The organism is Pseudomonas sp. ASL9 (genome assembly GCF_056680335.1).
The window spans coordinates 4,068,959-4,082,260 of sequence record NZ_CM155277.1; the positions used below are offsets into that span (position 1 = coordinate 4,068,959).

The following is a 13,302-nucleotide window of genomic DNA, read 5'->3' on the forward strand; positions in this document are numbered from 1 at the left end:
TGGAACCTGACGTCTGCGTAAAAGCAGTAACTGTCACTGAAACTGTCACCAGTCGCTATTGGATGTCCGTGGACTGCGCTGGAGACCTTGAAAATAGTGGAGCGGGTGGCGGGAATCGAACCCGCGTGATCAGCTTGGGAAGCTGGAGTAATACCATTATACGACACCCGCTTTGAGCGGCTGACTTTGTACCAGATGTCGGCGCTGAACTGAAGCTCTATTTTTCTTCAGGTGGTATTTTTGTGTTGCGGATCAGGTGAATCACACACTCCCTGCACACGTTAGCGTCTACAGGGAGTGGTGGTTTCCGTTCACAGTGCAAATGCATGGTGGCTCTGTACCTGTGTGTAGCGTGGCCGTTTTGCAACGGGTGCTGGCTTGAGGAAACTCAATAGGGCCTTTTGCGAGTCGCGGCAGGCGGCTTTGTGTTCCATGTCCAGAAAGTGCCCGGTGGCCCGGAGGGTGCAGAACTCGCTTTGGCGCACGTGTTGACCGAAGAGCCGGGCGTCGTCTGCGGCGGTGTATTCGTCCCACTCGCCGTTGAGGAACAACACGGGCACGTCGATGGTTTTCGCAGCGTCGAGGTAGCACAGCTGGTCGATGGTCAGTACTTGGCTGATATGAAAGTGCATTTGCACGTATTCATGGATATCCAGGTTGCTGACATGCCGGTAGTTGAAGCGCTTGAACAGCGACGGCAGGTGTTTGCCGATGGTGTTGTTCACCAGGTGGCCGACCTCGTGACGATCAAACGCGCCGAGGTGCCTGACGCCTCGTTCGAGGTAGTCGCGCATGTGTTCGTTGACCACGGGGGAGAACGAACTGATGACGGCTTTTTCAATGCGTCGTGGTTTTTGCGCGAGCGCGATCAAGGTTGCCGCGCCGCCCCAGGAAAAGGACAGCACATGCTCGGCGGCGAAGTGGTCGATCAACTCAAGGAGGATCTGACCTTCGAGTTCTTTGGTCAGCGGCTGCCGATGCAAGTTGTGGGCTTTGGATTTGCCCGCGTAGGGTTGGTCGTACAGCACCACGTTGAATTGCGGGTGCAGGTTACGGACGGTCTGAGCAAAGGACGCAGTGGTGGCCATCGAGCCGTTGACCAGAATAATGGTCTTTTCTGCGGCATCTGCACGATACAACTCCGTGTAAACCCGGAACTGACCTTGTATATCAAGCACCGCGATTTCTGGCCTCATAACATAGACTCCTGGCGAAAACAGGTATGCGCGCAAACGAGGTTGCACGAGTTTCGTGACAGGTAGGCATACGCCTGGAAAGGGAGCCCATGTCGATCCGATGCAGTCTGGTCGACAGGTATTGTTATTGGCGGGCGGTTTGTCGGCACGGAGCCTGAGGCTCTCGGGACGGCAAAAGGTTTCTTAGAATGAGTTCATGACCAATCAGTCACATGCGGACTGACGGTTTGATTCAAGCAGGCTCGGGGGCAACCCGCAAGTGCCGTTGGTAAATTGTTCGACAACTTCTGCTGAGTGGTCGGATCGGTCAGATTGCGAGGATTTCTTCGGTGCTCAAGGCACGGTATTGCCCAGGCGCTAAACCGGCGTCCAGTTGCAGGGGGCCCATGCGTTCGCGGTGCAGGCGCAGGACTTTATTGTTGAAGTGGCCGAACATGCGTTTGACCTGATGGTAGCGGCCCTCGACGATACTCAAGCGCGCGCAGTGAGACCCCAGCACGATCAGTTCGGCGGGCTGAGTGGTGAGGTCTTCGAACGCGAAATAAAACCCTTCAGCGAATTTCTGCACATAGTCGTCACTGATCGCTTGCTCGGTTTCGACGTAGTAAATTTTCGCCAGCTTGGTCTGCGGTTGGGTCAATCGTCGCGACCAGACACCGTCATTGGTGATCAGCATCAGGCCCGTGGTGTTGAAATCGAGTCGACCGGCGATGTGCAGGTCTTCTTTGTCGGGCTCATCCAGCAAGTCGAGCACCGTCGGATGCTGTGGGTCGAGTGTCGCGCTGACGCAACCCGGTGGTTTATGCAGCATGAAATAGCGCGCCGGTTTGCCGACTTGCAACACGTCGTCGTCGCATTCCACACGGCTGAATTCACGCACCTCGTGAAGGGGGTCGTTGATGGTCTGACCGTCGACCTTGATTCGCTTGGCCACCAACGCAAATCGCACGTCTTTGCGGCTGAAGCGCGGCAGGTTGCTGAGGAATCGATCAAGACGCATGGCGGTGACGGACGACTGGGGAAGTGGCGCGCATGGTACGCGATCTAGTGGTTGTGCTTCGACTGAGCATCAGTTTCGATCTGCGCGCAGCGCGGGCACAGGCAGGCGGCATTGCGCACTTCCAGCGGCAGCGCTTCAAGCACAGCGGGGTCGATGCTGACTGAAAAGCACCAGCAGGGTTGCGCCGCCGTACGTGGGTTGGCGAGGGTGCAGCGGTTGCTGGCGCCGCATACAGGGCAGCGGTCGGGGTCGATTGAGTTTTTTTTAATCGTGTGGTTGTTCATGACGCGCCTATTCAAACTGAGACTGAGCCATGTCCATACACACCCGATTGCGCCCGGTCTGTTTGGCGCGATACAGCGCGTGGTCGGCGCGGGCAATCAGGCTGTGCAGGGTGTCGTCGGGTTGCAGTTCAGTCAGGCCAACGCTGACGGTGATTTGCAACGGAGTGCCGGAAAAGCTGTAGGAATGTTGCTCGGCCAGTAGACGAACTTTTTCCGCGACTTGCTGGGCGTTGGCGCTGTTGGTGTCTTTGAGCAGGATGATGAACTCTTCGCCGCCCCAGCGACAAATAATATCCGACTGACGCAAACAGCTTTGCAGGTCCTGGGCGAAGCCGACGAGCACTTCGTCGCCAGCCAGATGGCCATGTTCGTCATTGAGGCGCTTGAAGTGGTCGATGTCGATCAGTAGCGCCGCCAGGGGCTTGGGCTCGCGTTGCGCTTCCTGCATCGCCTTGAGCGCCATCAAATCGAAGCCGCGGCGATTGGGCAGACCGGTGAGACTGTCGAGGGTGGCCTGGGCTTCGATCTTGTGCTGATAGCGGCGGATGACCCGATGCAGCAGGAGCAGGACCACCAGTGTCACCACCAGGCAAATGAACAGGTTCAGGTACAGCGACTGGCGGATATCGGTGAGTGCGCCGTCTTCCTGTTTGTCGACGAACAGGTACCAGTTCAGTTCCGGGATGAAACGCACGTTGAGGAAGTGACCCTGGCCTTGCGCTTGGTATTCGAAACTGCCGGTCTGTGGCTTGGGCAGTTTGTTGTGCAAGTCGCTCAGGCCCGGCAGGTCTTTGAGGCGCTGACCGATGGCGGCACCCAGCGGTCCACCTTGGGCGCCGGTGAGCACGATTCGGCCGAAGGCGTCGACGAAATACACGCTTCGCTGATACCGCTGCTGATAACGGTCGATCAGTTTGATCACCGCATCCACGGTCAGGCCCACACCCGTGGCGCCGATGAAGTTGTCCTTGTAATCGAACACCTTGTAGTTGATGAAGAAGGTCAGGTTGTCCTTGTTGGCCATGTCTGGATCGACATTGATTTCATAGGGCGCAGCCATGTCGCGTACCCGGTAGTACCAGGTATCGCGCGGCTCTTTGGCGTCTATTTTCTTCAAGACTCCTTTGGCCTGGTAATACTTGAGGCTGGTGTCGGAGACAAAAAAGGCGGTGTAGGCGTCGTAGTGATTCATGACCTCGTTGAGGTAGCGGGTCATTTGCTCAGGGTCACGTTCGCCAGCCACTACCCAATCACGCATGAAGGTGTCGCGGGCCATCATTGAGGAAATCAGGATCGGTCGGACCAGGTCTTTCTGGATCTCCGAATACACCGTGTCCGAGGTCAATGGCAGCTCTGTGTTGACGATGCTGTCGCGAATCGACGCCCGCGAGGCGTAATAGCTGAGTAACGATGTTGCCAGAAAGCCGCCCCCCAGTAGGACGACCAGCGTCAGGATCAGTGACCGTTGCGACTTGAGTGGCGAGCTAAGTGGCATGACGAATCCGGTGGGAGAAGACCAATAGTGGCGGCATGCTAGCGTGCCGTCACTGCTTTGCGCTATTGCCGATTCAGGTTCACGGTGTAATCGGCATGGTCGCGGTCGGTGCTATATAAACGGGCGAGCGGCCCATCAAGGCGTTGATGGCAGCACACCGGCAGTGCACCAATAAAATTTTGTCGTAATGAATACCCTGTTCAGACAATGACTTGAAAAGATCCTGCAGGTTGGGATGAGTCACGCCAAAGCGATTCCTGACGGTCAGTACATCCATGGGCGTGGCGGGGAGCCCGTTTAAAGGCGACAGATTTGAATGACGCACTACCTGACTGATCTCCTGATACGTCTCGCCGCGGGTACTTTGGAATTTCATCAGCGAATAATTCTTGATATTGCCCGGAAGGGATGTTCCGGCCAGCACCTTATCGGTGATGGCATACGGCGGCAGCGGGCCTGCAGGACGCGCGAGGCTGTTGTTTGCGTTATTCAAGATAGAAAACGGTTTGACCCTCTGGCTCACGACTCGGTGAAGCGTTGGGTCGACCAGTTCATAACCATGCGGCGCGTAAGTTCTAAGTTCGGTGCCATTGGGGATCCGTGCGGTTTTAGTCCATGGCAAGTAATGCCCGTGTGTACTCACAACCAGGACTCTGGCTTGAGCCTTGTCCGAGGTCCAGAGCAGGAGTTTGCGACCAAGCTTCCAGGCTTTGACGGGTAAGGTTCCGAAGGAGTGATGGCCGGGAATGGTCCAGGTCTTGAGCAGGCTGTTGGTATTGAAAAATGTTTCCAGGCGGGTTTTACGGGCGTTGATTGATCGGTGAATCCAGGAGCCGAAGCTTTTTGTGGCGGCGGGTGTAGCGCTGGCAACCGCGATGGCTGTTTTCCCTGGGACGTTGAATGTGTTGAACATACGCAGCAATCGGGGGGTGTAGGGCGCTAGCTGCAACAACCCTAGAGACAGCGCGTTGAGCACTGCCTGGGTTTTTTCGGTGTCCCTATTTCCCGGCAACGCTGCTGTCGCGATGCCCAGGTAGATGGACCCGGCGTGAGTCGCCAGAGAGGCCAGTGCCGCGGGCACCAATAGCAATGACATCGGCGCCAGCAAGAGCTGTAGATGGTTGAGTTGACGCGTCCAATAACGCAGCGAAACTTCTTTCGAGGTCACGATGTTTTCATTCGCATCATCCTGATGATTACGTTGCAGCGTCTCGCGCATAAAGACGAAAGGCGACGAAGTAATGGGCTGCTCGCAGAAGGTACGGGCTTTGGCTTTATGCAGGTCGTTGGCGTAAACCACGTCGGTCCAGGGCCGAAGCAGGGAGGACGCCGGGTCGGGGATTTTATTGCCGCTCCAGATATCAAGAATATACATAAATTTCTCGTGGAGTCTGACCGGTATATAGCTCAACAGCATGCGTTGCCACTGCTTATCCTTGGCGGCGGTTTGTATATAACGGGTGAGTTCGATGTCGCTATTGAACTCGACAAATGCCACGGACTGACCGGCCTGGTAGAGAACCGTCAAGGGTGTGTTGGCGTGAGTGAATACCAGCAGACCGGCACAGCATTGGCATTGCGTGCCTTCTACTAACGAGGGTTTCAGGTAAAAACCCAGCGCTTTGCAGTGGATGCCAGTAGACGTCGTGGTGGATGAAGTCGTGTCCAACATCTCGACCAGAAGATCGAATCCAGCGCGTGATAACTGCTTCTGTTTAAGGCTGATCACTGCCTGCGCCATGAAGGTTGTCTTGAATGACTGCTCGATAGCCGCTCCCTGTTCCTCCCAAAAACGGTTGAGTTGCTTCGACATCAGGTCAAGAAAATCAGTGCGCTTGATGTGACTTTCGATGACCTCCGGAGAGATCGCAAGCTCAGCCCCTTCGGACCATTGCCCTTTGCCTGTGGGGTCGGTGTAAACCTGGCTACGGCCGCCGTTGTCGATATAGCCAACAGGCTGCTCGACCCGGTAGTTGCTCAACAGGGCTTTACTCAGGCTGATCGGGGTTTCGTCGGGGGTATGAATATACGTGATGGGCGAGTGGGCGCTGCCCAAGGGGGTGGTCGATGTGCCTCGAACATAGCGAATGAAGACATGATCCGGATTCACATCCAGTTGATGTTCGTTTTTCAGGTAGGCGCGCATCAGTCGATTGGCGGCCTTCAATGGATTGGGTATTCGCTTCACGATATCCGGCTGTAGTTCCCAGCGATCAAGGACGCTCACCAGGGTCAGGCCGCGTTCGACCAACATGAACAGGGTGTCCGCGTGGGTCTGTAGTGCGTGCTGCTCCAATGAAAACGCTTTCTGGGCGCGGGTGAGCGCGGAAAAAATATCCTCATTGAGGGTTTTTATATCGAGAGTGAAGGGCGCATCCCCTTGTTTGTCGGCAACGTCCAGATACGGCGCAAGCCAGGGCGACGTGTTCAAGGCGCTGAGAAGCTTTTGTCTCATCAACTCAGGGTTGTCGCTGATGTATTCGAAAACGGCAGGTCGCTGGCCGGTGATGTGAATAAAGCTGTGCGATGTGTTTTTTGATGTCAGTTGAAAGATGCCCGGCACGATGTTGTCATTCAGCAGCACCACACGGGCGACCGTGCGCTCGCCTTTGGCTGATGCTTCCAGGGCTTCAACGGTGGTGGGGAACCGGTCGAGTCCTATGGCTTCAAGCGCCAGGTTATAACCGTCCCGGCTGATCATCTTACGCGTGTGGTACCGCGCCAGCGTGTCGAGGAATGAAAGTTTGGCGAGGGTGCGATACGTCATTTCATGCGTGGCCCAGAAGGCGGCAAGTAAGGTCTCGTAGTGTCGAGGCCAATCCGCCTTGTCGATCAGCTTGAGGGCCAGGGTTGTGGTAAGCGACGGTGTTCCCTCATCAAGCGGATGATCAGGTTCAGCGCTCTGCATCAGGCCATAAAAACTGGCGGCATCAAAAGAGGTAACCGCCACATCGGTGAGGGACAGGCGCCATGCGTAGACTTCTTGCCCATCGACAGAGACGGCAGGATGCGTATCGGTCGTGAAGTCCATGTGCATCTGATCCGGGAAATGGTGCTTGCCGGTCTGTTCAAATAAAAGCTGGGTCAGCTGTTGTTTGATATAGGCACGCACCCCAGGTGGGCAGTCCATGTCCATCTGCCAGGCCTTCAAACTCAAGGTCGAGGTGGCGAGCAGTCTGGCGGCAGGACTCTTTCTGAGCGTGGCAAGCTGTTTGTTGTTCAGCACGAGGGTGGCGTCGTTGGCAGGTGGCTGTTCCCGCTGCAGTCCCTCCAGACGATCGTTGGACGTTGCGTAATAAAACGGCGACAGAGAAAAGGCTCCAGAAGAGGGTAGGGTATCGTTCTGCTCGCTGTGGTTGCCGGTCAGGTGCGTAAGCGCGGGGTGTACGAGGCTGTACGTTGAGGCGGGTGTGGTGCGTGCTGGAGCAGGGGGGACTGAATTTTCTTGGTCATTCATGTGGATGGCCGAACGTGAGGAGGGACGCGTCACTGTGTCATCGGGGACCTCTTCACGTCGTACATCTATGTAACGACGAGGCGCGGGTAAACAGGGGTATGCAGGACACTACGGCCGCGCACTGAAACGTACGCAGCCGTGTTCTCCGTCGTGCTATTTGAGGGCGAGTTCACGCACTCAAATAGGCGCGCCATCCGCCCAGGTGACTGATGTCTGTCGCGCCCTCCAGGCCGTAGGGTTCGCAGATGAAACCGCTTTCCCAGCGCCCGTCGGCCAACTGCACTTTGCCCAGACCCAAAGGTGCTGGAATACCGGTCAGAAACGAGCCCAGTTCGCTGCTTGGCAGCTCCCAGATTTCCACTGCAATCGCTACGCCGCCTTGCGCGACACGCAGCATGCCGGGCCGAAACGGTGGTCCGCTTGCCAATGCATAGAGCTGGTAATCCGCCGAGCTTTGCGTGGCTTCCAGCAAGCGACCGCCGCGCTGCTTGAGTTGCCCGTTCAGTGCCAGGCCATCCAGGTGCGCGCCGCACACGACCAGGCGTGCCATGTCGTTGCGGGCGACGGTCGCTGGGGCTGACAGGTTGGGTGCGTGGCCGCCGATCAGCGGCAGGCCGGTATGGCGTTGCAGGGCGTCGGCCAAGCTGAGCAGGTAGTGATCAGTGAAGACCCGACCGAACAGGGTTACGCCCCACGGCAGGCCGTTGTCCATGAAGGCACTGGGCACGGCGACGGCGGCGTAGTCCAGCAGGTTCATGAAATTGGTGTAGTAACCCAGTTCAGAGTTGCGCAGCACCGGCTCAGCCTCCAGTTCGGCGAGGGTCACTGGGCGGCCGATCGAGGGTGTCACTACGCAATCGAGGCCTTCAAGGGCTTTGTCGCACAGGGCTTTGAGCGCTTGCAGGCGGTAGTGTGCGCGGAAGGTTTGCACGCCGGTCACGGCGGGCGCTTTCGACAGTACTGCGCGGATCACCGGCAATACCGCTTCTGGATTCTGCTCCATCAGTTCGCCCGCAACGCTGTAGCGCTCGGCGACCCATGGGCCGTCGTACAGCAGGCGCGCAGCTTCGAGGAAGGGCGACAGGTCGAGCGGCACAGCTTCGCCGCCCATCGCGCTCAGGCGGTCAATGGCGTCACCGAACAGCAGCGGCCCTTGCTCGCAGCCAAAGAACGCCAGATCCTGCGCACGAGGTACGCCGAAACGAAACGGGCGGGGCGCGCCGAACGCCGAGGCGTCGTTCCACAGCGGGTTGCTGCGGCTGTATTCATCACGCGGATCGAGCCTGGCTACCAGGCCGAGCAACTGGCTGGCCTCGCGTGCGGTGGCGGTGAAGGTGGTCACGCAATCGAGGGTGCGGCAGGCCGGTACTACCCCTGCCGTGGAGATCAGGCCCTTGCTGGCTTTGAGCCCCACCAGATTGTTCAGCGCAGCTGGCACCCGGCCAGAACCGGCCGTGTCGGTGCCAAGGGCGAAGCTGGCAACGCCAAGGGCCACGGCCAATGATGATCCTGCGCTGGAACCGCCTGACGGGTACTCGGCCAGCACACTGTTTGGGCAGGCTCCGTAGGGTGAGCGGCTGCCGTTTAGCCCGGTGGCGAACTGGTCGAGGTTGGTCTTGCCCAACGGGATCGCGCCGAGACCGATCAACTGCTCGACGATGGTCGCCGAGCGCTCTGGGGTATAGGCGAACGCAGGGCAGGCGGCGGTGGTGGGGATGCCCGCCAGGTCGATGTTGTCCTTGATTGCGAACGGCACGCCATACAGTGGTAAATCGTTGAGGTCGCTGTTTTCCAGCACTGCCAGATAGGGTTCCAGCTCGGCAACACTCAGCAGGTGGATGAACAGGTGATAGTCCGGGTTCAGCGCGGCGGCTTTTTCGCGCAGGGCGAGGATCAGTTGCCGAGGTGTTTGGCGACCGTCTTGATACGCGGCGCGAACGCTGTCGAGGCGCAGGTCGCTTGAATACAGGTCATGGCTCATGGCGTAATTCCGTCAAAAAAATAAGTAAGTTCAGTCAGCTTCCAGCACCACGACCCGCTGCCCGGCACGCACCGCCGAGCCGGGTTGCACCCGCACTTCACGCACGGTGCCGGCCAGGGTTGCCAGTAGCGGGATTTCCATCTTCATCGACTCCAGAATCACCAGCACATCACCCACCTCAACCCGATGGCCGACCTCGACCTGCACCTGCCACAGGTTGCCGGCGATATGGCTGTCGACGCCATGCTGGCCAGCTTCAAGGGGTGTGTCGTCGGTGGCTGGCATAGCCGCTTCGTCGCTTTCAAAATTCGCCTGACCACTGGTGATCCAGCGTTCGCGTTCGGCGTTGAAGGCTCCTTGTTGCTGCGCACGAAACGCGGCGATGCCTTCGGCTTCACGGGCGAGGAAGTCCTGATAATCGGCCAGGTTCAAGGTGCTGTGCTCGATGTTCAGCGGGTAACGACCCAGCGGGAAATCGCGGCGAATGCGCAACAGCTCTTCAGCGCTGACCGGGTAAAAACGGATCTGATCGAAGAAGCGCAACAGCCACGGCTTGCCATCGAAGGCCGTGACTTCGCGGTAGCGATTCCACATCTGCAACGTGCGCCCGACAAACTGATAACCACCGGGGCCTTCCATGCCATACACGCACATGTAGGCGCCACCGATGCCGACCGAGTTTTCCGCCGTCCACGTTCGTGCCGGGTTGTACTTGGTCGTCACCAGCCGATGCCGAGGGTCGAGCGGGGTGGCGACAGGCGCGCCGAGGTACACGTCACCCAGGCCCATCACCAGGTAACTGGCGTCGAACACCGTGCGCTGCACTTCGTCGAGGTTGGGCAGGTCGTTGATGCGACGGATGAACTCCAGATTGCTCGGGCACCAGGGTGCGTCCTTGCGCACGGTGGTCATGTATTTCTCGATGGCCAACTGGCACGCCGGGTCATCCCAGGACAGCGGCAAGTGCACAATTCGCGACGGCACTTGAAGGTCTTTGGCCGCGCACACGGCGTCCCATTCGCCGGCAACGATGTCGAGCAGATCCGCCAGTGGCAGTTGCTCAGGCTGGTAGTGCACTTGCAGCGAGCGAATGCCTGGTGTCAGGTCTATCACGCCCTGGAGCGCTTTGGCTTCAAGGGCCTGCATCAACGCATGAGCGCGAAAGCGCAGTACCAGGTCCAGTTCGGGCGCGCCGATTTCCAGTAATAAATGCGTATCGCCAGACAGTCGCGCCACCAGCCGCGTGTCGTCTTGGCCGATATCCAAGACAACAGGTGAGATTAACCCGGAGGAACACAGACTCTGTGGGAGCAGGCTCGCCTGCGAATGGCTTGATGCGGTGGTGTCAGGTAAACCGCCTTCGCAGGCAAGCCTGCTCCCACAGGGATCGGTTTCCAGCTTGAGGGTCCGAGCGGTTTCGATACTGACCGGATGAAACTGCACGTTGTCCCCGGCTTTGAGTTGCCCCAGTTGCCAGAGGTCGGCTTCGATGATGGTCACCGGGCAGACGAAACCGCCCAGGCTCGGGCCATCCGGACCAAGGATGACCGGCATGTCGCCAGTGAAATCCACGGCACCGATGGCGTACGGGTTGTCGTGGATGTTCGAGGGGTGCAACCCGGCTTCGCCACCGTCGGCGCGGACCCATTCTGGCTTGGGACCGATCAGGCGGACGCCGGTACGGCTGGAGTTGAAATGCACTTCCCATGAGGTGGCGAAGAAGGTCTCGATGTAGCGTTCGGTGAAATATTCCGGTGCGCCATGGGGGCCGTAAATGACCCGGATCTGGCGCACGGCAGGCAGCTTTTGAAGCTGATTGTCCGGCACGCGCTGACCGATGCTGCGATCACTCAGGGCTGGAATGTGCAACACGTCACCGGCCCTTAAGGCTCGTCCGCCATGGCCGCCAAATTGCCCCAGGGTGAACGTGCTTTTGCTGCCCAGATAGTCCGGCAGCTCCAATCCGCCGCGCACACAGAGGTAGCTTCGTGCGCCGGAGCCAACGATGGTGCCTAGGGCCAGCGTCGAGCCAGCTGACACCAGCAACGCGGTATTCAGCGCCTGGGGCTGACCGTCCAGGGTCAGCGGAATCGTCGCGCCGGTGATGGCGACCACTGCGTCGGTGTTGAAGCGCAGCAGCGGGCCGCTCATGGTGATTTCCAGCGCGGCACAGCCTTCGGCGTTGCCCAGCAGACGGTTGCCCAGACGCAATGCGCGACTGTCCATCGGCCCGGACGGCGGCACACCGACGGCCCAGTAACCGAGGCGCCCCGGATAGTCCTGCACGCTGGTCTGGGTACCACCGCTCAGCACTTCAAAGGTGTTGGCGCGGTACACCAGACCTTCCAGGCAGCGGGTCCATGGCTGGCCGCTGGCGAAGGGCGCGTCGACGAGAATCTGCCGCAGGTAATCGCGGTTGGTTTCCACGCCATACAGGTGGCTGTCGCCCAGCGCTTGAGCAAGTCCAGCGCTGGCTTGGTCGCGGGTTGGCGCCCAACTGATCAGCTTGGCAATCATCGGGTCGAAGAACGGCGGAATCTCGCAACCGGCTTCGACCCAGGTGTCGATGCGCAAGGTTTTGCCATCGGCCGCAGGGAAGTTCACCGAGGTCAGCAAGCCAGGGCAGGGCTGGAAATCCCGGCCCGGGTCTTCGGCATAAAGCCGCGCCTGAATCGCATGACCATTCGCTTGCAAGCCCCTGCGCAACTGGTTGAGTGGCGCTAAATCACCCGCCGCCAGTTGCACCATCCAGCTGACCAGATCGACGCCCCACACCTGTTCGGTGACCCCGTGCTCGACCTGCAAGCGGGTGTTCACTTCGAGGAAGTAGAAACGCTGATCCTCGCTGTCGAACACGAACTCCACCGTCCCGGCGCTGCGGTAATTAACCGCTTTGGCCAGCTTGATCGCTGCCGCACACAGTTCGTCGGCCATGCCGTCTGGCAGGTTCGGTGCGGGGGTTTCTTCGAGGACTTTCTGGTTGCGCCGTTGCACCGAGCAATCACGCACACCGAGGGCGATAACCTCGCCCTGGCCGTCGCCGAACACCTGCACTTCCAGGTGCCGGGCACGTTGGATGTACTTCTCGATAAAGACTCCGGCGTCGCTGAAGTTGTTCTGTCCTAGGCGCTTCACCGCGTCGAACGATTCGCTTAGTTCGACCGCACTGCGGCACACGCGCATGCCGATCCCGCCACCGCCGGCCGTGCTTTTCAGCATCACCGGGTAGCCGATCAGCTCGCCAGCGTTGAGTGCGTCGCCGAGGCTGTCGAGTAGTTCGGTGCCTTCAAGCATCGGCACGCCATGTTGCTTGGCCAGCGCGCGAGCGGTGTGCTTGAGGCCAAACACTCGCAGTTGTTCAGGTGTCGGGCCGACGAAGGCGATGCCAGCGTCTTCGCAGGCTTGGGCGAACGCGGCGTTTTCGGAGAGGAAACCGTAACCAGGATGGATCGCCGTGGCGCCGCTGGCTTTGGCGATGGCGAGAATTTTATCCACCGCCAGATAAGTCCCGGCCGCTCCACCTTCGCCGAGGCTGTGGGCTTCATCGGCTTGAAGAATATGCAGGCTGGCGGCATCGGCTTCGGAATAGACCGCCACACCCTTGACCTGCAAGGCGCGCAGGGTACGCAGGATGCGGCAGGCAATGGCGCCACGGTTGGCGATCAGCAGTGTGTCGAACATGGCATAAACCCCGGAAACCGATGGCTGATCGGTTTCGTGCTGGGAAGCGGGCCGTCCCGCTATTTTCGTAGTGCCTCGAGGCCGTCCCCGATGGCTAAACCTGGTGCTCTTGTAGGAGCTGCCGCAGGCTGCGATAAGGCCCGAAGGGGCTTCGTCTCTGCTAGAGCGCTGCCGCCAAGGCGACAGATCGCAGCCTGCGGCAGCTCCT

The 13,302-nt window shown here is 59.1% G+C and carries 7 protein-coding genes and 1 tRNA gene; all 8 read right to left on the reverse strand.

Annotation, left to right across the window (positions count from 1 at the left end):
- Positions 1–97: 97 nt before the first annotated feature.
- The 8 genes from AC1ME2_RS18850 to uca all read right to left on the reverse strand — a co-directional run bounded on the left by AC1ME2_RS18850 (position 98) and on the right by uca (position 13,094).
- Positions 98–171: transfer RNA gene (locus AC1ME2_RS18850), tRNA-Gly, on the reverse strand.
- 140 nt (positions 172–311) lie between these two features.
- Positions 312–1,196 (reverse strand): alpha/beta fold hydrolase, encoded by an 885-nt coding sequence (locus AC1ME2_RS18855; protein ID WP_480435854.1) that lies wholly within the window; start codon positions 1,194–1,196, stop codon positions 312–314.
- Between the two features lie 307 nt (positions 1,197–1,503).
- The gene (locus tag AC1ME2_RS18860) at positions 1,504–2,196 is read right to left on the reverse strand and encodes a pseudouridine synthase (RefSeq protein WP_480435855.1); all 693 of its coding nucleotides are present in this window, start codon (positions 2,194–2,196) and stop codon (positions 1,504–1,506) included.
- A 44-nt stretch (positions 2,197–2,240) separates the two neighbouring features.
- Entirely contained in the window at positions 2,241–2,480 is a 240-nt protein-coding gene (locus AC1ME2_RS18865; RefSeq protein WP_480435856.1) for a cysteine-rich CWC family protein, read from the reverse strand.
- Positions 2,481–2,487: 7 nt separating this feature from the next.
- On the reverse strand, positions 2,488–3,975 hold the full coding sequence (locus AC1ME2_RS18870; protein WP_480435857.1) for a sensor domain-containing diguanylate cyclase: 1,488 nt from the start codon (positions 3,973–3,975) through the stop codon (positions 2,488–2,490).
- A 79-nt stretch (positions 3,976–4,054) separates the two neighbouring features.
- Positions 4,055–7,432, reverse strand: a complete 3,378-nt coding sequence (locus AC1ME2_RS18875) for a dermonecrotic toxin domain-containing protein (protein ID WP_480435858.1) — start codon at positions 7,430–7,432, stop codon at positions 4,055–4,057.
- Between the two features lie 169 nt (positions 7,433–7,601).
- The gene (gene atzF, locus AC1ME2_RS18880) at positions 7,602–9,413 is read right to left on the reverse strand and encodes an allophanate hydrolase (RefSeq protein ID WP_480435859.1); all 1,812 of its coding nucleotides are present in this window, start codon (positions 9,411–9,413) and stop codon (positions 7,602–7,604) included.
- Positions 9,414–9,443: 30 nt separating this feature from the next.
- Positions 9,444–13,094 (reverse strand): urea carboxylase, encoded by a 3,651-nt coding sequence (gene uca / locus AC1ME2_RS18885; RefSeq protein ID WP_480435860.1) that lies wholly within the window; start codon positions 13,092–13,094, stop codon positions 9,444–9,446.
- Positions 13,095–13,302: the final 208 nt, after the last annotated feature.

Bases quoted from the DNA above. Each gene is read 5' to 3' on its own strand.
- AC1ME2_RS18860 (WP_480435855.1), bottom strand. From the start codon at position 2,196: ATGCGTCTTGATCGATTCCTCAGCAACCTGCCGCGCTTCAGCCGCAAA.
- atzF (WP_480435859.1), bottom strand. From the start codon at position 9,413: ATGAGCCATGACCTGTATTCAAGCGACCTGCGCCTCGACAGCGTTCGC.
- AC1ME2_RS18870 (WP_480435857.1), bottom strand. From the start codon at position 3,975: ATGCCACTTAGCTCGCCACTCAAGTCGCAACGGTCACTGATCCTGACG.
- AC1ME2_RS18875 (WP_480435858.1), bottom strand. From the start codon at position 7,432: ATGAATGACCAAGAAAATTCAGTCCCCCCTGCTCCAGCACGCACCACA.
- AC1ME2_RS18865 (WP_480435856.1), bottom strand. From the start codon at position 2,480: ATGAACAACCACACGATTAAAAAAAACTCAATCGACCCCGACCGCTGC.
- uca (WP_480435860.1), bottom strand. From the start codon at position 13,094: ATGTTCGACACACTGCTGATCGCCAACCGTGGCGCCATTGCCTGCCGC.
- AC1ME2_RS18855 (WP_480435854.1), bottom strand. From the start codon at position 1,196: ATGAGGCCAGAAATCGCGGTGCTTGATATACAAGGTCAGTTCCGGGTT.